Genomic DNA, 19,999 nt, shown 5'->3' with positions numbered 1-19,999 from the left:
TAGTTATGAGCCCATTACATGCCAGTCGCGGTGCGTTGGGAATGCGACGATAGACAGGAAAACCAGTACTAAAGTAGTAATTTTGGTGAGATCAACTGTAGGAGCCGGCTTGCCTGATGCACCGCGTTGCATTGATCGCCGGCAAGCCGGCTCCTACAGTTTGAGGTTGTCCGCGCGATAACGGCAGATCACATCCCTTGTAGGAGCCGGCTTGCCGGCGATGGCGGAGTGTCTGATACACCGCGTTGCCTGGATCGCCAGCAAGCCGGCTCCTACAGTTCGATGTCGCTCACGCGATAACGGCAGATCACATCCCTTGTAGGAGCCGGCTTGCCGGCGATGGCGGAGTGTCTGATACACCGCGTTGCCTGGATCGCCGGCAAGCCGGCTCCTACAGTTCGATGTCGCTCACACGATAACGGCAGATCACATCCCTTGTAGGAGCCGGCTTGCCGGCGATGGCGGTGTGTCTGGTACACCGCGTTGTCTGGATCGCCAGCAAGCCGGCTCCTACAGTTTGAGGTTGTCCGCGCGATAACGGCAGGTCACATCCCCTGTAGGAGCCGGCTTGCTGCGGGCGGCGTTCCGACGATGGCGGTGTGATTGGTACACCGCAATCCATGGGGTCAGCTGGATTTGCGCAGAGCGGCGTGTTGGGGGTTGAAGGTGAGGACTGCCAGTAGCGAGAACAACAGCGTCAGGCCGATGCATACCGCCAATGCCAACGGGTTGAAGCGCTCGTACAAGGCAAACCGCACCAGTTCCACTGCATGCGTAAACGGGTTCACGGCGCACAACCAATACAACCACTCGCTCGACTCGCGCATCTTCCACAGCGGGTACAGCGCCGACGACAGGAAAAACAGCGGGAAGATCACGAAATTCATCACCCCGGCGAAGTTCTCCAACTGGCGGATCGCGTTTGACAGCAACAACCCCAACGCACTGAGCATCAACGCCACCAGCAGCAACGCCGGCAAAGCGATCAACAGGCCCATGGCCGGCGGCTGCACGCCGTACACCCAGGCAATCGCCAGAAAGGCGTACACCTGCAACAGCGAAATCAGTGACGTGGCCAACAGTTTGCTGCACAGCAGAAACGTGCGGGGCAGGGGGCTGGTGAGCAGTACACGCATGCTGCCCATCTCCCGATCGTAGACCATCGACAGCGAACCTTGCATGCCGTTGAACAACAGGATCATGCAGGCCAGCCCCGGAATGATGTAGACCTCATACGGAATGTAGGTGTCGTAGGGCTCGATGATCGCGATGCCAAGTGCCGCGCGAAAACCGGCGGCGAACACCAGCAGCCACAGCAGTGGGCGCACCAGTGCACTGAGAAATCGCGTGCGCTGCAACACAAAACGCAGCCATTCACGCAGCACGATGCCGCTGAAACATTGCCAATAAGCATTCATCGCACGGCTCCCGAGGTGGTCAAGCGAGCGAAGGCCGAACCGAGGTCGCCGCCGTGTTCCAGGCTCAGCGCATCGGCCTGGCCACTGGCGACCAAACGGCCTTGATGGAGAATCAGCAAGTCATCGCTCGGCTGCACCTCGTCCAGCAAGTGCGTGGTCCAGAGCACGCTGAGGCGGTGCTCGCGGCACAAGCTGCGGATGTGTTGATTGAGCGCCAGGCGACTGGCCGGATCGAGGCCGACACTGGCCTCGTCGAGCAGCAACAGGCGTGGCTCATGCAGCAGCGCGCGAGCGATTTCCACCCGGCGACGATGACCGCCATTCAGCTCGCGTACCCGCTCGCGACGGCGTTCGGTCAACGACTGACGGGCCAGTTCGGCATCGACCCGAATTGCGGTTTCACGCCGCGACATTCCGTGCAGCGCGGCGTGATAACGCAGGTTCTGCTCGACGCTGAGGTCCAGGTCCAGCGTACTTTGCTGAAACACCACACCCAATTGCTTGAGCGCCGGGCGCGGCGCATCCCGCAACGAACAAGCGCCGACTCGGATATCACCGCGTTGCACATCGTACAGCCGGGTCAGCAAGGCAATCAGCGTCGATTTGCCGGCACCGTTCGGCCCCAGCAGCGCCGCAAAACGACCGGGCGCCAGACTGAAACTCACTTGGCGCAACGCCTCCCGCGCGCCGTAGGCGAAACTCAGGTCGCTGACTTCCAGTGCGTTCATGGCGTCACCACCACGCCCCACGGATAGCGCCCGACCTTCACCGATTTGCTCACTTTGAGGCTGTCGATATCAACCACCGACACATCGCCGCTGACGCCATTGGTGGCCAGCAATTGTTTCTGATCCGGGGTGAATGCCATCTGCCACACGCGACGGCCGACCAGCAGGTAATCGAGGATTTCGAAGGTTTTGGCGTCGATCACCGCGACGTGGTTGGCCGGGCCCAGCGCGACGAAACCGTACTTGCCATCGGCGCTGAGTTTGATGCCCACCGGTTGCACCTTGTCCGGGTGCACGCCCTTGATCTGGAAGGTCAGGGTCTTGAGGACCTGCCGGGTGGCGGTGTCAAGAATGGTCACGGTGCCGCCGATTTCCGCCGAGGCCCACAACTGTTTGCCATCGGGCGCGAACTCGACAAAACGCGGGCGCTGATCCACCAGCGTGCTGTCGGCCAGGGTCTGGGTGCCGGTGTCGATCCAGTGCAGCATGTTGGTGGTTTCGCTGGTGTTCACCGCCCATTTGCCGTCCGGGCTGACGGCCATGCCTTCGGGCTCGACGCCGACGTTGATCTGGCTCAGCACCTTGGAGGTTTCGGTGTCGATCACCGTCACCAGCGCGTCGTCCTCGTTGGAAACGTAGAGCCAGCGATTGTTCGGGTGCAGGGCGAATTGCTCGGGGTCCTTGCCCGAAGGCAGTTCCTTGATGATCTTGCGCGTGGCCACGTCCATCACCTGAACCCGGTCCGAATCGCTGGCGCAGATGTACAGCAGCTTGTTGTCGTGGGACAGCAACAGACCGCGCGGACGCTGGCCGACGGGCAGGGTGTCGGTGACTTGCAGGGTCTGCATGTCGATCAGGCTGAGGCTGTTGTCTTTTTCGTTGGAGACCCAGGCGGTGCTGGCCGCGGCGTGCCCGGCAGCGAGCAACAGGGCGCATGAAAGCAGGGTGCGGCGCATGGCGGATTCCTTATTGTTGTTGTGGAAGATCAGAGAAAGCGGCAGCTGACCTCGGCTTTGTCGTAACCGAGGCTGTCCATTTCGTTGAAGGGGTGCAGAAAGCCGTCCTGTGGCGAGGTGCTGACCAGCGCCCGCGGCTGCACGATGGGGATCGGCTGGCGCAACTGTCCGTTCCACGGGCGATAACTGAGCTTGCGACCCTTGAAGCCATCGAGCGGCAGTTGGTCGCTGATTTCCAGGTTGCGGATCGCCATCGGATCGGTCTGACGCAGTTTGCTCACCGCGCTGGCGATGCTGCGCACGGCCATCCACGCGGCAAAGTCGCGGTCGTTCATCCAGCGCCCGGCCATGGCTTCGAAGCGTTTCTGCAATTGGGCGGCGCCGTAGGTTTCCACGGTCTTGTGCCAGCCCACCGGGGTCAGGCCTTGAGTGCCGGCCACCGGGCGCGGATACCAGGTCTGGTAGGGCACGTATTCGCCGAAGTCACCGCGTTCATCGGCCACCAGTACCACGTCGTACTCGGCGGTCTGGGTGAACAGCGGCATGTCGGCCTGGGCGCTGCGGCGTTGATCGTTATCGAAACTCCAGGCTTTTTCCGCCACCAGTTGCACGCCGAAGCGTTTCGCCGCGCGGCGCAGGGCGGCGGCATAGGCTTGATCGTCGGCGGTCGGGCCGACAATCAGCAGCGCCCGCTGCCATTTGCGTACCACCAGAAACTGCGCCAAGGCATCAGCGAGCATCGCCCGGCTCGGCAGCGTGTGCAGCACGTTCGGCAGGCAATCGGTGGTGCGCAGGCTGTCATCCGGGCTGCCGGCGTTGATCAGCAAACTGTCGGGCAGGGCGGCGCTGAGTTGCCGCAGGCTGGCCACCGGCGCGTTCACCACAAACAGGCGCAGACCTTGCGCGTGTTGCGCCTTGGCCGCATCGAGCAAGGCCTGCGGGTTGTCGACGTTGGCGTCGGCCAGGCTGTAACTGTGATTGAGAAAGCGCCCGGTGCTGTTGCTGTCGGTGATCGCCAGTTCGGCGCCACGCAGGCCGGCATCGACGGGCTCGGGAATGATGTTCGACAGCAAGGGCCCCGGGTCGGGGCGATAACCCAGGTAACCGATCTGCACTTGCAGCGGTGCATCGGCCGCCTGGCTTTGCGTCGCCAGCCCGGCGGCGCAGGCAATCGCCAACAGGTAGATCAGGGCGTAAGGGGCAAGCTGGCGCATAAGGCACTCCATCACGGGTAGCGCCAGCATAGGAAGCCTGAGGACGGGATGAAATATGCAGAAAGTACCAGTGAGGCAGTACCAAGGTAGTAACTCGCCGAGGGCGGCGCGGTTTTAGCATGGGCAACAACGGCCATCACTCTGAAGGAGATCGACCATGCGTATTCTCAAGGCGCTGCTCCTGCCGTTGTTGCTGATCCTGAGTCTGATCGGCGTCGACAAACTCCACGGCCCGCGCCCCGCGTCGCTGCTGGTAATGCCTGCGACACCGGGGCGCTAGGCGTGTCGGCCCTATGGCGGATCAACCTCTGGGTCTGCGGATTTTTCGCGCTGGTCACTTTGGCGTGCATGGGCTTGCTGATGCACCAGGCGCTGGCGGATGTGGAGCGAGAGCTGCAATCCGCCGAGGCGGTGGTCGAGTACTTGAGCGAAACCGCCGCGCGCGATCCCGCCAGCCTGCAACCACGGCTGACGCAAAGTCTGCGTCACGTGCGGGTGCGCTGGCTCGAACCGGGCGAAGCGGCACAACCGCCAATGCAGGACGGGCTTGACGCCTGGCTCGGGCGATTGCTGTTTGCCGAGGCCAGGCACAGTGCGCGGGAGCTGGATCTGCAGGATGGCCGGCGTGTGCTGATTGCGGTCGATCCACGGGATGAAATCGATGAAGTCTGGGATTCCCTCCAGCAATTACTGAGCCTGTGTGGCCTGGCGTTGTTGTTGAGTCTGTTGACCATTCGCTGGGCCGTGCGCCGGGGCATGGGCCTGCTCGATGAGTTGCTGCACGCATTGCGGCAGGTTTCCGGCGGCCAGCTCAAGGTGCGACTGCGCGCGCAAGGGCTGCCGGAAGCGCAGCAACTGGCGGTGCACTTCAATCGCATGACCGAAGCACTGGAACAGGCGCGCGCCGACAACACGCAACTGACCCAGACCTTGCTCGCGGTGCAGGAACAGGAACGCACTCATCTGGCGCAGACCCTGCACGACGACCTCGGTCAATACCTGGCGGGGATTCGCGCTCAGGCCTGCCTGTTGCGCCTGGTCGCCGATCAACCGGACACCGTGGAGCGCACGGTGCGTGAACTGGAACGCAACTGCGAGCACCTGCAACAAGGGTTCAGGGCGCTGGTGCACGACCTCTATCCGGTGGTGTTGCAACACCTGCCGTTGGCCGAGGCTTTCGCGTTGCTGGTGGAGCAGTGGCAAGGCCGACAGGGTGTCGATTGTCAGTTGCGCGTCAGCGCTTCGTTGCCGCCATTGTCTGCGCCGGACAAGACCCATCTCTACCGCCTGTTGCAGGAAGCCTTGACCAACGTCGCCCGCCACGCCGATGCAAGCCAGGTGCGGGTTCGCCTGCAACACTGCGGCGGCCACTTGCGTTTATTGATTCGTGACAACGGACGCGGCGCCCGCCAGCCACAGCGGCCGGGTGTCGGTTTGTATTCGATGTTCGAGCGCGCCCGCAGTCTGGGCGGTGAGATACGCATCATCAGCCACCCCGGCGCCGGTTGGGCGCTGGCCTTGAGCATGCCTTTGGAGACGTCATGAATATTCTGCTGGTGGATGACCATGCGGTAGTCCGTCAGGGCTACGCGAGTTTGTTGCGCGCGTTGCTGCCGGCGATGGAAGTGCGTGAAGCCGCGACGGGTGAAGAAGCGCTGATCAGGGTTCAGGAGGCAGTGCCGAATCTGGTAATCATGGATTTCGGCCTGCCGGGGATCAGCGGGCTGGAAACCACGCGCCGGTTGCGACAGCGTCTGCCACAACTGCGCGTGCTGTTTTTCAGCATGCACGATGAGCTGCCGCTGGTGCGCCAGGCACTGGAGGCGGGCGCTTCGGGTTACCTGACCAAAAGCTCGGCGCCCGAAGTGCTGATCGAGGCGGTGCGGCGGATTCTCGCGGGCCACGCCTACATCGAACAGCCCCTGGCCACTCAACTGGCGTGTCACCCGCAACAGGACGCCAGCGACCCGCGTTTGCAGAGCATGACCCAGCGCGAACTGGAGATTTTCGTGATGCTCGCCAAAGGCACCCCGGCCCGTGTGATTGCCGAACAGCTGAGCATCAGCAGCAAGACCGTCTCCAATCACCTGACGTTGCTCAAGAGCAAATTGCAGGTGAGCTCCCATGCCGAGCTGGTACATCTGGGGATTGATATGGGGGTGGTGCGAAAGGCGGGATGAGTGAACCACACACCACCCCTGTAGGAGCTGGCTTGCCAGCGATAGCGGCTTATCAGGCGACATCTATGCTGAATGAAAGACCGCCATCGCTGGCAAGCCAGCTCCTACAGGGGGGAGGTGCTATTTGTTCCACGTCGTCGGGCAACCGATGCAGCCGTCCATATTCGCATCCTGAAAGTTCGCATAATGCTGACGCGAGCCGCTGAGGTTTGCCTGTTCCAGGTTGCTTTCACCGAACTTGGCTTCCTGCAGATTGGCATCGCTGAGATTCGCGCCTTTGAGGTCGGCTTTGCTCAACCAGGTCATTTCCAGGTCGGCCGCCCGCAGGTTGGCGTTGTGCAGTTTGGCGCCGGAGAGGCGGGCGAATTGCAGGTAGGCACCGCTGAGGTTGGCGTCCTGAAACTGCGCACCCTGGGCAAACATGCCCCAGCCCTGGACCGCCATCAACGTAGCACCGCTGAAGTCGGCCAGGCGCAGGTTGCTTTGTTGCAGGCTGGCGCGGGTCAGGTTGGCGCCTTGCAGTTGGGCTTTTTCCAGGTTGGCGAGGTCGAGGCGGGCGTGACGCAAGTCGGCGTCGCGCAGGTCGGCGCCGCTGAGGTTCATGTTGCGCAGGTCCTGATTGCTCAGGTTGGCGCCTTTGAGATTGGCGCCGGGGCACTGGCTGTGTTCGGCGAGGGTGCAGCCGTTGATGATCAGGGGGGCGTCGTCGCTGTCATCCGCGAAAACCGGAAGGGCGGCGAGTAATAACATTAGAGGCAGGTATTTCATGGCAAGGTCTCTGGCTTCCCTTGTGGGAGCGAGCCTGCTCGCGATGGTCGTCAACGATGACGCGGGGTGTCTGGTGCCCCGCGGCGGTCTCAGGTTAATCGCGAGCAGGCTCGCTCCCACAGAGGTGGGTGGGGAGAATTACTTCTGCGCGGTCTGGTTATCCCAGCTCGGAATCTTGAACACCCAGAACGACCCGCCCTGAGCCACCGGTTTGGTCAGCTCGGCCATGTCGCCGCCCCACAACGGCACCGCGCCGCCATAGCCGACGGTCACGCCGATGTACTGCTCGCCGTCCTGTTCCCAGGTGATCGGCGGCGAGACGATGCCGCTGCCGGTCTGGAACTTCCACAGCTCCTTGCCGGTTTTCGCGTCGAAGGCCTTGAAGAAACCGTCGCCGGTGCCGGTGAACACCAGGTTGCCCTTGGTCGCCAGCACGCCGGCCCACAACGGCAAGTGTTCCTTGTGCTCCCACACCACTTTACCCGTGGTCGGGTTCATCGCCCGCAAGGTGCCGACGTGATCGTCGTACATGCGCTTGATGCGAAAACCCATGCCCAGATAGGCCGAGCCTTTCTTGTAGTTGACCTCTTCGGTCCAGTATTCCTCTTTCCATTGGTTGCCCGGAATGTAGAACAGGCCGGTGTCCTGGCTGTAGGCCATCGGGTTCCAGTTCTTGCCACCGAGGAACGGCGGCGAAACCTCCACCGGTTTGCCCTTGGTTTCCCCCGGCAGCGGCTTGGCCGGACGCTGGCCTTCATTCTCGACCGGCCGCCCGGTCTTCAGGTCGATGTGGCTGGCCCAGGTGATGTTGTCGACGAAGGGAAAAGCGTTCTGCAATTTGCCGTTGTTGCGGTCGACCACGTAGAAGAAACCGTTGCGGTCCGCATGGCCGGTGGCCTTGACCGTTTTGCCGTCCTTGTCCTTGTAGTCGAACAGCACCAGCTCGTTGTTGCCGGAGAAATCCCAGGCATCGTTCGGGGTGTGTTGGTAGAACCATTTCACCTCGCCAGTGCTCGGATCGACGCCGACCTGGCCCGAAGTGTAGAGGCTGTCGTAATCGTGCGGGTTGCCATCCTTGGAGGTGCGCGCCCAGGTGTTCCACGGGCCAGGGTTGCCGGCGCCGACGATGATGGTGTTGGTTTCCGCGTCGAAACTGGCGCTCTGCCAAGGGGCGCCGCCGCCGTGGCTCCAGGCTTCGACCTTGCCGGTTTCAGTGGTTGGATCGTTCGGCCAGGACGGCGCCTTGACGTCGCCGGTCGGCGTACTGTCCTTGCCATTCAAGCGGCCCATGTGGCCTTCGACGAAAGGTCGCATCCACACTTCTTCGCCGGTGTCCGGGTCGCGGGCATAGAGTTGCCCGACCACACCGAACTCATCGCCGGAACTGCCATGGATCAACAGCACCTTGCCGCTGGTCTTGTCTTTGATCAGCACCGGGGCGCCGGTCATGGTGTAACCGGCGGCGTGGTCGCCGAATTTTTTGTTCCAGACCACTTTGCCGGTGTTCTTGTCCAGCGCGATCAGTCGCGCGTCGAGGGTGCCGAAGTAGATTTTGTCGCCATAAATCGCCGCGCCACGGTTGACCACATCGCAGCACGGACGAATGTTGTCCGGCAGGCGATGGTTGTAGGTCCACAGGCGCTTGCCGGTCTTGGCGTCGAGGGCAAATACCCGCGAGTACGAACCGGTGACGTACACCACGCCGTCACTGACGATGGCCTGCGATTCCTGGCCGCGCTGCTTCTCGTCGCCGAAGGAGTAGGACCAGGCCGGTGTCAGCTTGAACACGTTCTTGTCATTGACCTGGGCCAGCGGGCTCCAGCGCTGGGCGTTGGTGCCCATGCCGTATTGCAGAACGTCCTTGGTGGTCAGGTGATCGTTGGCAATGTCTTCCCAGCTCACGTTGTGCGTCGGTGTGGCAGGCGCGGTTGCAGCTTGGCTGGCAGCGCTCAGGGACAGGCTGCTCACCAGCAAAAAGGCTTGCACGGCGAGGGTCAAAGGGGAAAGGGCGGGTAGCGATCTTATTGTCATGGTTGCAGTTCCCAGTGGAGGTTTTGGCCTGCACAGGGTGGTGCGTCCGACGGGGTGGCGAATACGGAAAAAGTCCCGCTGTTGCCGGGAAGATTTCCCAGGCGACACCTGATTTGGATGTGCGTCGCAAGCCCTACTACCAAGGTACTGGGTGGCGGCCACCAAAGCAGCATGGGGCTTGTGCGAAGTGATTCCTAAGATGGCTGCCATAGCCTCTGTAAAGAGGTTTTGCGTGCAATCCTGAGGGCATAACAATGACAACAAAACGCAACGTCTTGCTCGTTGCCGGCCTGCTGGCCGGTTTCATCAGTGCAGGTTCGGTCTGGGCTCACGGCAATGTCGTGCCACAAGCCGTCGAAACCCAGGGACTGACCCCGATCAAGGACGCCGGCGTGCAACTCGATGGCGATGGATGGGCGGCGGTGAACCCTTACCGCACTTCCCCGGAACACGATAAGGCCGTCGAGATCGGTTCATCGGCCTACAACCAGAACTGCGCGGCCTGTCATGGCCTGGAAGCCAAATCCGGCGGCATCGCACCTGATTTGCGCATGCTTGATGTCGGTGAGGCCGGTGATGAATGGTTCGTCGAACGGGTGCGCCATGGCGCGGTGCGTGACGGCCGGGTGTACATGCCGAAAATGGCGGATTACCTGAGCCAGGAAGCCCTGTGGGCGGTGCGCACTTACCTGGACAGCGTCCGCGTCGAGGAGTAATGCATGCGCCTGCTCGCGGTGTTGATCAGCGCTGTGTTGCTGTGCTGCCAGACGGTGCAGGCGCAGGTCCGCAGCTATGACGAAATGATCGCTGCCGGAGAGCTGAAAGTGGCGGTCTACAAAGACTTCGCCCCCTACAGTTTCGACGACGCCGGCCAACCCCGTGGCGTCGATGTCGACCTCGCAGAGGCCCTGGCCAAAGCGCTTGGTGTGCGCCTGACGCTGATCTGGGCGCCCGCCGGCGAGAAGCTCGACGACGACCTGCGCGACTACATCTGGCGCGCCAGTCCGTTGCACGATCTGCAACTGGCCGACCTGATGATGCGCGTGCCCTATGACCAGGATTACGCGCGCAAACGCAACGAACTGGGCGAACTGGAAAACAGCCATGTGGTGATGTTCGGTCCGTATCAGAACGAACAATGGCAAGTCGCCTACGACCGTCGTCGGCTCGAGTCGGTAGGCAGCGTCGCGGTGTTCGAGCATCACCCGATCGGCGTCGAGGTCGACAGTGTGCCGTCGTTCTACCTGACCTCGGTGTTCAACGGCATGCTCGCCGGCAAAACCCATCACTACCCCGGTGTGCCCCAGGCGTTCGCGGCGATGAAGGCGGGCGAAGTCGACGCGGTCATGGCCATGCGCGGCGAGATCGACTGGCAGGTTCATGAAGCCGCCGACCCGCAAGTGGCGCTGGCGGAAAACGCCTACCCGAACATGGGCAAGCAACTCTGGGAAATCGGCATGGCCGTGCACGAGAGCAACCGGCAACTGGCCTATGCCGTGGAAGAGGCGCTGGAAGCCTTGATCCGCGAGGGTTCGGTGAAAGCCATTTATGCCCGTTATGGCCTGCGCTATGACGTCCCGGAGATGTATCAACAGTGAACTGGCGCATGTGTTGTCTGTTGGCCTGTTGGCTACCCTTGGCCGCGCACGCGGCAGACATCGCACCGGGCAAAGACCCGGTGCCGTCGGTGATGTGGGCCTTCTATCACAAGCAGATGCTTGGCGACGCGCCGTTCGTGTTTGATGAGCGGGTCAAGCTGCTGGCGCCGCCGTTCGCCGAAGACGCCCGGCAAGTGCCGCTGGAAATCGACGCCCGTGCGTTCAAGGGCGAGGTGGTGAAAATCCTCGCCTGGGCCGAGCTCAATCCTTTGCCGAAAATTGTCGATTTCCAGCCGCTGGATCGGGTGTTGCCCTGGCTGTCGATCCGCATTCGTGTTGAACAAGCCACGCCGCTACGCGCGGCCGTCCTGACTCGCGACGGTGTGTGGCATGTCGGCTCGACCCTGATCGATGCGGCGGGCGGCGGATGCACGGCGCCGAGCGTGGTGCGCACCCAGCCGGGCTGGGAAGAGCACATCGGCGAAGTGCTTGGCGGACGTTATCCCCGTGGCGAATTCAGCCGCTTGCGTTTGCAGGTGGCGCACCCGATGGATAACGGCATGGTCGGCGGTATCCCGGAATTCTTCATCAACCATGCCGAGCTGCGGGATCAGAACGATCAAGTGCTGGCCCGTCTCGAACTGTTTCCCGCCGTCAGCGAAAACCCCAACCTAGCCTTCGACATCGAAGGGGCAGGGCAGACGCGCCTGTTGCTGCGCGACAACAGCGGCAACGAATTTGATGCGGCCATACCCTGACTCAAAGGAGCGCGTGATGCGCTGGATGCTGCTGTTGTTCATCAGCCTGAGCCTTCCGGCGTTGGCCGAACTCGACTATTCACTCAAGCCCCGGCAGATCGCCGCCGACACCTGGCTGCTGGAAGGCAGTACCGACAATTTTGCCAAGACCAACGGTGGCAACATCGTCAACACCGCGTTCATCGTCACCGAACGCGGCGTGGTGGTGATCGACACCGGGCCGTCCAGGCGATACGGCGAAGCGATGCGCAAAGCCATTGCCGCGACCACCGACAAACCGGTGATCCAGGTGTTGCTGACCCATCATCATCCCGATCATGTGCTGGGCAATCAGGCCTTCAGCGATGTGCCGATCGGCGCGCTCGCGGGTACCTGCGAGTTGTTGAAGCAGCAGGGCGACGCCATGGCCGAGAACATGTATCGGCTGGTGGGCGACTGGATGCGGGGCACCGAAGTGGTGTTGCCGACCGAGACGCTGACGCCTGGCGTGCGAAATTTTGGGGATCACGATCTGCGCCTGCTGAGCCTGGGTGGGCATACCGGCGCGGATCTGGCTATTCTCGACCAGCAAACCGGCGTGCTGTTTGCCGGGGATCTGGTGTTTTACCAGCGGGCGCTGACCACGCCCAACAGTCCGGGGTTGTCGGTGTGGCTGGCGGACATCGCCACGCTTCAGGGGGTGGCGTGGACGCTTATCGTCCCCGGTCACGGCCCAGTGGCCACGGATGCAAAACCGTTCGAACAAATGCGTGACTACCTCGGCTGGCTCGACCAGTTGATGCGCGAGGGTGCGGCCGACGGCAGCGACATGGCCGAGATGATCCGCAGCCCGATTCCCGAACGTTTTGCCGGGATCAATTTGAGTCGCTACGAACTGATCCGCAGCGTCAGTCATCTCTATCCGCGCTACGAGCGCACACAAATGAAACGCGTTGACTCCACCACCAACCAACGCTGATCCATTGTGGGAGCGAGCCTGCTCGCGATAGCGGTCTGTCTGTCACATTGATGCTGAATGTGCGGCCGCCTTCGCGAGCAGGCTCGCTCCCACAGGGGATGTGTGTTGGTCAATAACACCCGACCCGGTACTAAGGAACTAGCAATCTCAGCACTGCGGGCAATTGTTGCAAGGGCGGCGGCGCCCAAGAATCTGTACCAGACCGGGAAAATTTCCCGGGTATAACAATAACCGCAGAGGCAGCCGTCATGACCCAACCCGCACGTCGCCAACCCTTCGTCTTGAGCCTGTTGCTCAGTGCCATGCTGTTGTCCGGCACCGCATTGGCCGCCGTCACCGACCAGGACATTCTCCAGGACCCCAAGAACCCGGAGCAGGTCGTCACCAACGGTCTGGGCGTCCAGGGTCAACGCTACAGCCCGCTCGACACCCTCAACGTCAACAACGTGAAAGACTTGCGGCCGGTCTGGGCCTTCTCCTTCGGCGGTGAAAAACAACGCGGTCAGCAAGCGCAACCGATGATCAAGGACGGCGTGATGTACATGACCGGCTCCTACTCGCGGGTGTTTGCGGTGGATGCGCGCACCGGCAAGAAACTCTGGCAATACGATGCGCGTCTGCCCGATGACATCCGCCCGTGCTGTGACGTGATCAACCGGGGCGTGGCGCTGTATGGCGACCTGGTGATTTTCGGCACCCTCGACGCCAAGCTCGTGGCCCTGAACAAAGACACCGGCAAAGTGGTGTGGAGCAAGAAGGTCGCCGACCACAAGGAAGGTTATTCGATCAGTGCCGCGCCGCTGGTGATCAACGGCAAACTGATTACCGGCGTGGCGGGTGGCGAGTTCGGCGTGGTGGGCAAGATCGAAGCCTACGACCCGAAAAACGGTGATCTGTTGTGGACCCGGCCCACCGTCGAGGGCCACATGGGCTATGTCTACAAGGACGGCAAAGCGGTAGAGAACGGCATCTCCGGTGGCGAAGCAGGTAAGACCTGGCCCGGCGATCTGTGGAAAACCGGCGGCGCCGCCCCTTGGCTCGGCGGCTACTACGACCCGGAAACCAATCTGCTGCTGTTCGGCACCGGCAACCCGGCGCCGTGGAACTCGCACCTGCGCCCTGGCGACAACCTTTACTCGTCGTCACGCCTGGCGCTGAATCCGGACGACGGCACCATCAAATGGCACTTCCAGAGCACGCCCCACGACGGTTGGGACTATGACGGCGTGAACGAACTGGTGTCGTTCAACTACACCGATGGCGGCAAAGAAATCAAAGCCGCCGCGACTGCGGACCGTAACGGCTTCTTCTATGTACTGGACCGCACTAACGGCAAGTTCATTCGCGGCTTCCCCTTCGTCGACAAGATCACCTGGGCCACTGGCCTCGATAAACAAGGCCGGCCGATCTACAACGAAGCCAGCCGTCCCGGCGCACCGGGCACCGAAGCCAAGGGCAGTTCGGTGTTCGTCGCCCCGGCGTTCCTCGGCGCGAAAAACTGGATGCCGATGGCCTACAACAAGGACACCGGGTTGTTCTACGTACCGTCCAACGAGTGGGGCATGGACATCTGGAACGAAGGCATCGCCTACAAGAAAGGCGCGGCGTTCCTCGGTGCCGGTTTCACCATCAAGCCCTTGAACGAAGACTACATCGGCGTGCTGCGCGCCATCGACCCGAAAACCGGCAAGGAAGTCTGGCGTCACAAGAACTTCGCGCCGCTGTGGGGCGGGGTGCTGACCACCAAGGGCAATCTGGTGTTCACCGGCACGCCGGAAGGTTTCCTCCAGGCATTCAATGCCAAGACCGGCGAGAAAGTCTGGGAATTCCAGACCGGCTCCGGCGTACTCGGCTCGCCCGTGACCTGGGAAATGGACGGCGAGCAGTACGTCTCGGTGCTGTCCGGTTGGGGCGGTGCTGTTCCGCTGTGGGGCGGTGAAGTGGCCAAGCGCGTGAAGGACTTCAACCAGGGCGGCATGCTCTGGACCTTCAAGTTGCCGAAAGACCTGGTGGCCAAGCACTAACTCCAACCGTAAAACCTGTGGGAGCGAGCCTGCTCGCGATGGGGCCAGTACATTCAACAATGGCGTCAACTGTCAGACCGCTATCGCGAGCAGGCTCACTCCTACAGGGGAATGCGTGAAACCTACTACCAAATAACGAGAGCCCCCCCTGCCAACGGCGCATTCGTCTGGCACGCGGGGCTCTCTACTATCGGTTCATCGCCTGTTTGCCCGACAGGCATCGACCCAGACAGAGGCCCATCATGATCTACGCACAACCCGGAACACCCGGCGCCGTCGTTTCCTTCAAACCGCGCTACGGCAACTTCATCGGCGGCGAGTTCGTCGCACCGGTCAATGGCGAGTACTTCACCAACACCTCGCCGGTAACCGGTGAAGTGATCGCCGAGTTCCCGCGCTCCAGCGCCGCCGACATCGAAAGGGCGCTCGACGCCGCCCACGCCGCTGCCGATGCCTGGGGCAAAACCTCGGCGCAGGACCGCTCGCTGGTGCTGCTGAAAATCGCCGATCGCATCGAACAAAACCTCGAAATCCTTGCCGTCACCGAAACCTGGGACAACGGTAAGGCCGTGCGCGAAACCCTCAACGCCGACGTGCCGCTGGCCGCCGACCACTTCCGTTACTTCGCCGGTTGCATCCGTGCACAGGAAGGTGGCGCCGCCGAAATCAATGAGCTGACCACCGCCTATCATTTTCACGAGCCATTGGGCGTGGTCGGGCAGATCATCCCGTGGAACTTCCCGCTGCTGATGGCCGCGTGGAAACTCGCCCCGGCCCTGGCGGCCGGCAACTGCATCGTGCTCAAGCCTGCCGAGCAGACACCGCTGTCGATCATGGTCTTCGCCGAACTGATCGCCGACTTGCTGCCGGCCGGTGTGCTCAACATCGTGCAAGGTTTCGGTCGCGAAGCCGGTGAGGCACTGGCCACCAGCAAACGTATCGCCAAGATTGCCTTCACCGGCTCCACTCCGGTGGGCGCGCACATCATGCATTGCGCCGCCGAGAACATTATTCCGAGCACCGTCGAACTGGGCGGCAAGTCGCCGAACATCTTCTTCGAAGACATCATGAACGCCGAGCCACAGTTCATCGAGAAAGCCGCCGAAGGCCTGGTGCTCGCCTTCTTCAACCAGGGCGAAGTCTGCACCTGCCCGTCGCGTGCGCTGGTGCAAGAGTCGATCTACGAACCGTTCATGGCCGAGGTGATGAAGAAGATCGTCAAGATCAAACGCGGCAACCCGCTGGACACCGACACCATGGTCGGCGCCCAGGCGTCGGAGCAGCAATACGACAAGATTCTCTCGTACCTGAAAATTGCCCAGGAGGAGGGCGCCGAGCTGCTCACCGGCGGCGCGGCGGAACGTCTTGAAGGCGACTTGTCGAGCGGCTATTACATCCAGCCGACCTTGCTCAAGGGCCACAACAAGATGCGCGTGTTCCAGGAAGAAATCTTCGGCCCGGTGGTGGGCATCACCACGTTCAAGGACGAAGCCGAAGCCCTGGCGATTGCCAACGACAGCGAGTTCGGCCTCGGTGCCGGCCTGTGGACCCGCGACATCAACCGCGCGTACCGCATGGGCCGGGCGATCAAGGCCGGTCGCGTCTGGACCAACTGCTACCACCTGTACCCGGCGCATGCCGCGTTCGGTGGCTACAAGAAATCCGGTGTCGGCCGTGAGAACCACAAGATGATGCTCGACCATTATCAGCAGACCAAAAACCTGCTGGTGAGCTACGACATTAATCCGCTGGGGTTCTTCTAACCCCATAAGCACACCACCGGAACCTGTGGGAGCGGGCTTGCCCGCGATGGCGGCGTCACATTCAACACATTCGTTGACTGACATTCCGCTATCGCGGGCAAGCCCGCTCCCACAGTGTTTTGTGTGGCGATGAAGAACCGCGCCCCCCCCTACCAACGCACCCCACAACCTCCTTCGAAAGTAGCATTCGGGCGCCTGCCGCCCCGTGCATTAATGGTTCTACCGGAATCGTCCGGCACAAGAAGAGGAATGACCCATGTGGACTAAACCCGCGTTTACCGATCTGCGCATTGGCTTCGAAGTGACGATGTATTTCGCCAACCGCTGATCGTCCACCCGGCCAGCCGCTGCGTTGGCCGGGCCTGCCTTCTGGAGCATCGCCCATGCACATTCGCGTTCTCGGTTCCGCCGCTGGCGGTGGTTTTCCGCAGTGGAACTGCAACTGTCGCCAGTGCGCCGGTATGCGCGATGGCAGCCTGCGCGCGCAACGTCGCACGCAATCCTCCATTGCCCTGAGCGACAACGGTGTGGACTGGGTGCTGTGCAATGCCTCCCCGGATATTCGCGCGCAACTCGAGAGTTTCGCGCCGCTGCAACCGGCACGCCGTTTGCGCGACACGGCCATTGCCGGCGTGGTCCTGATGGACAGCCAGATCGACCATTGCACCGGCCTGTTGAGCCTGCGCGAAGGCTGCCCGCATTCGGTGTGGTGCACCGAGCGGGTTCATGAAGACCTGAGCAGCGGCTTTCCATTGTTCACCATGCTCAAGCACTGGAATGGCGGTTTGCAGTGGCAACCGATCGGGCTCGACCGCCAGCCGTTCAGCATCGCGGCCTGCGAACAGTTGCAGTTTCGGGCCATTCCGCTGGTCAGCAATGCTCCGCCGTATTCACCGAATCGGGGCAACCCACAGCCAGGCGACACCATTGGCTTGTTTATCGAAGACCGGCGCACGGGCGCTTCGTTGTTCTATGCGCCGGGCCTCGGGCAAATCGATGACGAGGTGTTGAGCTGGATGCAGCGTGCCGATTGCCTGTTGCTGGATGGCACGTTGTGGCGCGATGACGAAATGCGCGTCTGTGAAGTCGGCCAGAGCCTGGGCAGCGAGATGGGGCATCTGCCGCAGAGTGGGGCGGGCGGCATGCTGGAGGTGTTGGAGGGTTTTACTCGTCAGCGCAAGGTGCTGATCCACATTAACAACACCAACCCGATCCTCGACGAAGACTCGGCTGAGCGGGCGTTGCTGGAGCGGCGCGGGATCGAGGTGGCTTATGACGGCATGGATATTGTGCTGTAGCGGATGACGCCTTCGCGGGCAAGTCGGATCGCCGCACCGCTCGCTCCTACAAGGTTCGCGCATCGCCTGTAGGAGCGAGGCTTGCCCGCGAAGGCGCCAGACCAGACACCGCAAATCCTCCAGGAGACCTGCAATGACTGATACAGCGATGACCCCCACCGAATTCGAACAGGCCCTGCGCGCCAAAGGCGCGTACTACCACATCCATCACCCGTTCCACCAAGCCATGTACGCCGGTCGCGCCAGTCGCGAGCAGATTCAAGGCTGGGTCGCCAACCGCTTCTACTACCAGATCAACATACCGCTCAAGGACGCCGCCATCCTCGCCAACTGCCCGGACCGCGACGTGCGTCGCGAGTGGCTGCAACGGATTCTCGACCACGACGGCGTGCCTGGCAGCGAAGGCGGTATCGAAGCCTGGCTGCGCCTCGGTGAAGCGGTGGGCCTGGATCGTGAGCAGATTCTGTCCCAGGAACTGGTATTGCCCGGTGTACGTTTCGCCGTGGACGCCTACGTCAATTTCGCCCGGCGCGCCTGCTGGCAGGAAGCGGCCAGCAGCTCGCTGACCGAGCTGTTCGCCCCGCAGATCCACCAGTCGCGGCTCGACGCCTGGCCAGCGCATTACCCGTGGATCGACGTCGCCGGTTACGACTATTTCCGCACGCGCCTGAGTCAGGCGCGGCGCGATGTCGAGCACGGTTTGCGCATTACCCTGGCGCACTACGTCACCGTCGAAGCCCAGCAGCGCATGCTGGAAATCCTCCAGTTCAAGCTCGACGTGCTGTGGAGCATGCTCGACGCCATGAGCATGGCCTATGAGCTGGAACGCCCGCCGTATCACACGGTGACCACCGAACGCGTCTGGCATCGGGGGATCGCCTTGTGAGCCCGATCAATCGTGCGCAGTCACCGGCATTGCGCCGGGGTTTTCGGCTGCAGTGGGAACCTCGTCAGGACTGCCACGTGCTGCTGTACCCCGAAGGCATGATCAAACTCAACGCCAGTGCCGGGCAGATTCTCGACCTGCTGGACGGTCAACGCAGTGTGGCGGCGATCATTGATTTGCTCTCCGCGAGTTTTCCCGGTGTGCCGGGGATCGACGAGGATGTGCTGGCGTTTCTGGAGGTGGCCCATGCTCAATTCTGGATCGAATGATGCGCCGCCGGGGCCACCGCTGTGGCTGCTGGCGGAGCTGACTTATCGCTGCCCGTTGCAATGCCCCTATTGCTCCAATCCACTGGATTTCGCCCAGCAAGGCGCGGAGCTGAGCACTGACGATTGGATTCGCGTGTTTCGCGAAGCGCGTGCGATGGGCGCTGCGCAACTGGGGTTTTCCGGCGGTGAGCCGCTGGTGCGCCAGGACCTGGCGGAGCTGATAAAAGCCGCACGGGACATGGGTTACTACACCAACCTGATCACCTCGGGCATCGGCCTGACCGAGCAGAAAGTCCATGATTTCAAGGTCGCCGGGCTCGACCATATCCAGATCAGCTTCCAGGCGGCCGACGAAGCGGTCAACAACATGCTCGCCGGTTCGCGCAAGGCGTTCGCGCAGAAACTCGCCATGGCCCGTGCGGTGAAAGCCCAGGGTTATCCGATGGTGCTGAATTTCGTCACCCATCGGCACAACATCGACCGCATCGACCGAATCATCGACTTGTGCCTGGAGCTGGAAGCGGATTTTGTCGAGCTGGCCACGTGTCAGTTTTATGGGTGGGCCGAGCTCAATCGCGTGGGCCTGTTACCGACCCGCGAGCAATTGCAGCGCGCCGAACGCATCACCAATCAATACCGCGAACGGCTTGAGGCGCAGGGCCATCCGTGCAAGTTGATCTTCGTCACCCCGGATTACTACGAAGAACGCCCCAAGACCTGCATGAACGGCTGGGCCAATCTGTTTCTCGACATCACCCCGGACGGCACGGCGCTGCCCTGTCATAGCGCCCGGCAATTGCCGGTGACATTCCCCAATGTGCGCGAACACAGCATCGAGCACATCTGGAACGACTCCTTCGGTTTCAACCGCTTCCGTGGCGACGACTGGATGAAGGAGCCATGCCGCTCCTGCGATGAAAAACACAAGGACCTGGGTGGCTGCCGCTGCCAGGCGTTCATGCTGACTGGCGATGCCGCCAATGCCGACCCGGTGTGCAGCAAGTCACCGCACCATGGCGTGATCCTCAAGGCTCGCGAGGAGGCCGAAGCGCCGGGGCAGGGCATGGAGCACCTGACCTTGCGCAATGAGAAGGCTTCCCGCTTGATCTATCGCGGATAACCCACCCAACACACAACCCCTGTAGGAGCC

At 62.0% G+C, this 19,999-nt stretch carries 20 protein-coding genes; 14 read left to right on the top strand and 6 right to left on the bottom strand.

Annotated features, from left to right (window positions below; translation table 11 throughout):
• Positions 1-626: 626 nt before the first annotated feature.
• From KGB25_RS16635 to KGB25_RS16620, 4 genes are read right to left on the bottom strand one after another with little or no spacing between them, the layout of a single operon-like run.
• Positions 627-1,418, bottom strand: a complete 792-nt coding sequence (locus tag KGB25_RS16635) for an ABC transporter permease (RefSeq protein ID WP_008024895.1) — start codon at positions 1,416-1,418, stop codon at positions 627-629.
• Positions 1,415-2,146: an ABC transporter ATP-binding protein gene (locus KGB25_RS16630; protein ID WP_207285633.1), complete on the bottom strand. Its 732-nt coding sequence runs from the start codon at positions 2,144-2,146 to the stop codon at positions 1,415-1,417. The genes KGB25_RS16635 and KGB25_RS16630 overlap by 4 nt, the downstream gene beginning before the upstream one ends.
• Positions 2,143-3,102, bottom strand: a complete 960-nt coding sequence (locus KGB25_RS16625) for a YVTN family beta-propeller repeat protein (RefSeq protein ID WP_223435894.1) — start codon at positions 3,100-3,102, stop codon at positions 2,143-2,145. The genes KGB25_RS16630 and KGB25_RS16625 overlap by 4 nt, the downstream gene beginning before the upstream one ends.
• Positions 3,103-3,131: 29 nt before the next feature.
• Positions 3,132-4,316 (bottom strand): ABC transporter substrate-binding protein, encoded by a 1,185-nt coding sequence (locus KGB25_RS16620; RefSeq protein ID WP_223435891.1) that lies wholly within the window; start codon positions 4,314-4,316, stop codon positions 3,132-3,134.
• Positions 4,317-4,473: 157 nt separating this feature from the next.
• On the opposite strand from KGB25_RS16620, the gene KGB25_RS30410 reads away from it, so the two are divergent.
• From KGB25_RS30410 to KGB25_RS16610, 3 genes are read left to right on the top strand one after another with little or no spacing between them, the layout of a single operon-like run.
• Positions 4,474-4,596, top strand: a complete 123-nt coding sequence (locus KGB25_RS30410) for a hypothetical protein (protein ID WP_008024888.1) — start codon at positions 4,474-4,476, stop codon at positions 4,594-4,596.
• Positions 4,597-4,598: 2 nt separating this feature from the next.
• Positions 4,599-5,861, top strand: coding sequence for a histidine kinase (locus KGB25_RS16615; protein ID WP_223435889.1), 1,263 nt, complete (start codon positions 4,599-4,601; stop codon positions 5,859-5,861).
• Positions 5,858-6,496, top strand: a complete 639-nt coding sequence (locus KGB25_RS16610) for a response regulator transcription factor (protein ID WP_192227438.1) — start codon at positions 5,858-5,860, stop codon at positions 6,494-6,496. Before KGB25_RS16615 ends, KGB25_RS16610 begins: the two co-directional genes overlap by 4 nt.
• 120 nt (positions 6,497-6,616) lie before the next feature.
• Here the strand turns inward: KGB25_RS16610 and KGB25_RS16605 are convergent, their stop codons facing one another.
• Together KGB25_RS16605 and exaA are read right to left on the bottom strand one after the other, a co-directional pair.
• Positions 6,617-7,264: a pentapeptide repeat-containing protein gene (locus KGB25_RS16605; RefSeq protein ID WP_223435886.1), complete on the bottom strand. Its 648-nt coding sequence runs from the start codon at positions 7,262-7,264 to the stop codon at positions 6,617-6,619.
• Between the two features lie 138 nt (positions 7,265-7,402).
• On the bottom strand, positions 7,403-9,295 hold the full coding sequence (gene exaA / locus KGB25_RS16600) for a quinoprotein ethanol dehydrogenase (protein ID WP_008036738.1): 1,893 nt from the start codon (positions 9,293-9,295) through the stop codon (positions 7,403-7,405).
• Positions 9,296-9,549: 254 nt separating this feature from the next.
• Between exaA and pedF the strand changes: the two genes are divergently transcribed.
• The 11 genes from pedF (at position 9,550) to pqqE (ending at position 19,969) form a co-directional block, all read left to right on the top strand.
• Positions 9,550-10,011, top strand: coding sequence for a cytochrome c-550 PedF (gene pedF / locus KGB25_RS16595; protein WP_192227441.1), 462 nt, complete (start codon positions 9,550-9,552; stop codon positions 10,009-10,011).
• A 3-nt stretch (positions 10,012-10,014) separates the two neighbouring features.
• Positions 10,015-10,893, top strand: a complete 879-nt coding sequence (locus KGB25_RS16590) for a substrate-binding periplasmic protein (RefSeq protein WP_223435884.1) — start codon at positions 10,015-10,017, stop codon at positions 10,891-10,893.
• A complete protein-coding gene (locus KGB25_RS16585) occupies positions 10,890-11,651 on the top strand; it encodes a quinoprotein dehydrogenase-associated SoxYZ-like carrier (RefSeq protein WP_223435883.1) in 762 nt (253 codons plus the stop codon). The genes KGB25_RS16590 and KGB25_RS16585 overlap by 4 nt, the downstream gene beginning before the upstream one ends.
• A 16-nt stretch (positions 11,652-11,667) precedes the next feature.
• A complete protein-coding gene (locus KGB25_RS16580) occupies positions 11,668-12,609 on the top strand; it encodes a quinoprotein relay system zinc metallohydrolase 1 (protein WP_223435880.1) in 942 nt (313 codons plus the stop codon).
• Between the two features lie 248 nt (positions 12,610-12,857).
• On the top strand, positions 12,858-14,633 hold the full coding sequence (locus KGB25_RS16575) for a PQQ-dependent methanol/ethanol family dehydrogenase (RefSeq protein WP_223435878.1): 1,776 nt from the start codon (positions 12,858-12,860) through the stop codon (positions 14,631-14,633).
• Positions 14,634-14,875: 242 nt separating this feature from the next.
• Positions 14,876-16,396, top strand: coding sequence for an aldehyde dehydrogenase family protein (locus tag KGB25_RS16570; RefSeq protein WP_008024867.1), 1,521 nt, complete (start codon positions 14,876-14,878; stop codon positions 16,394-16,396).
• A 256-nt stretch (positions 16,397-16,652) separates the two neighbouring features.
• Positions 16,653-16,724 carry a pyrroloquinoline quinone precursor peptide PqqA gene (gene pqqA, locus KGB25_RS16565; protein WP_003253598.1) on the top strand — a complete coding sequence of 24 codons (72 nt, stop codon included), beginning with the start codon at positions 16,653-16,655 and terminating at the stop codon, positions 16,722-16,724.
• A gap of 55 nt (positions 16,725-16,779) precedes the next feature.
• Entirely contained in the window at positions 16,780-17,694 is a 915-nt protein-coding gene (pqqB, locus tag KGB25_RS16560; RefSeq protein ID WP_192227445.1) for a pyrroloquinoline quinone biosynthesis protein PqqB, read from the top strand.
• A 133-nt stretch (positions 17,695-17,827) separates the two neighbouring features.
• Positions 17,828-18,580 (top strand): pyrroloquinoline-quinone synthase PqqC, encoded by a 753-nt coding sequence (pqqC, locus tag KGB25_RS16555; RefSeq protein ID WP_192416553.1) that lies wholly within the window; start codon positions 17,828-17,830, stop codon positions 18,578-18,580.
• Entirely contained in the window at positions 18,577-18,849 is a 273-nt protein-coding gene (pqqD, locus tag KGB25_RS16550) for a pyrroloquinoline quinone biosynthesis peptide chaperone PqqD (protein WP_008024861.1), read from the top strand. Before pqqC ends, pqqD begins: the two co-directional genes overlap by 4 nt.
• Positions 18,827-19,969 carry a pyrroloquinoline quinone biosynthesis protein PqqE gene (gene pqqE, locus KGB25_RS16545; RefSeq protein ID WP_223435876.1) on the top strand — a complete coding sequence of 381 codons (1,143 nt, stop codon included), beginning with the start codon at positions 18,827-18,829 and terminating at the stop codon, positions 19,967-19,969. Before pqqD ends, pqqE begins: the two co-directional genes overlap by 23 nt.
• The last annotated feature ends 30 nt before the right edge of the window (positions 19,970-19,999 follow it).

It is taken from the genome of Pseudomonas sp. BF-RE-21 (genome assembly GCF_019947305.1).
GTDB classification, from domain to species: Bacteria; Pseudomonadota; Gammaproteobacteria; order Pseudomonadales; family Pseudomonadaceae; genus Aquipseudomonas; species Aquipseudomonas migulae.
The sequence above is the reverse complement of the archived record's forward strand: the minus strand, read 5'-3'. Positions and strand labels throughout refer to the sequence as shown.

Coding starts and splice junctions, on each gene's coding strand:
- KGB25_RS16635 (WP_008024895.1), bottom strand. CDS start 1,418: ATGAATGCTTATTGGCAATGTTTCAGCGGCATCGTGCTGCGTGAATGG.
- KGB25_RS16630 (WP_207285633.1), bottom strand. CDS start 2,146: ATGAACGCACTGGAAGTCAGCGACCTGAGTTTCGCCTACGGCGCGCGG.
- KGB25_RS16625 (WP_223435894.1), bottom strand. CDS start 3,102: ATGCGCCGCACCCTGCTTTCATGCGCCCTGTTGCTCGCTGCCGGGCAC.
- KGB25_RS16620 (WP_223435891.1), bottom strand. CDS start 4,316: ATGCGCCAGCTTGCCCCTTACGCCCTGATCTACCTGTTGGCGATTGCC.
- KGB25_RS30410 (WP_008024888.1), top strand. CDS start 4,474: ATGCGTATTCTCAAGGCGCTGCTCCTGCCGTTGTTGCTGATCCTGAGT.
- KGB25_RS16610 (WP_192227438.1), top strand. CDS start 5,858: ATGAATATTCTGCTGGTGGATGACCATGCGGTAGTCCGTCAGGGCTAC.
- KGB25_RS16605 (WP_223435886.1), bottom strand. CDS start 7,264: ATGAAATACCTGCCTCTAATGTTATTACTCGCCGCCCTTCCGGTTTTC.
- exaA (WP_008036738.1), bottom strand. CDS start 9,295: ATGACAATAAGATCGCTACCCGCCCTTTCCCCTTTGACCCTCGCCGTG.
- pedF (WP_192227441.1), top strand. CDS start 9,550: ATGACAACAAAACGCAACGTCTTGCTCGTTGCCGGCCTGCTGGCCGGT.
- KGB25_RS16590 (WP_223435884.1), top strand. CDS start 10,015: ATGCGCCTGCTCGCGGTGTTGATCAGCGCTGTGTTGCTGTGCTGCCAG.
- KGB25_RS16580 (WP_223435880.1), top strand. CDS start 11,668: ATGCGCTGGATGCTGCTGTTGTTCATCAGCCTGAGCCTTCCGGCGTTG.
- KGB25_RS16575 (WP_223435878.1), top strand. CDS start 12,858: ATGACCCAACCCGCACGTCGCCAACCCTTCGTCTTGAGCCTGTTGCTC.
- KGB25_RS16570 (WP_008024867.1), top strand. CDS start 14,876: ATGATCTACGCACAACCCGGAACACCCGGCGCCGTCGTTTCCTTCAAA.
- pqqB (WP_192227445.1), top strand. CDS start 16,780: ATGCACATTCGCGTTCTCGGTTCCGCCGCTGGCGGTGGTTTTCCGCAG.
- pqqC (WP_192416553.1), top strand. CDS start 17,828: ATGACTGATACAGCGATGACCCCCACCGAATTCGAACAGGCCCTGCGC.
- pqqE (WP_223435876.1), top strand. CDS start 18,827: ATGCTCAATTCTGGATCGAATGATGCGCCGCCGGGGCCACCGCTGTGG.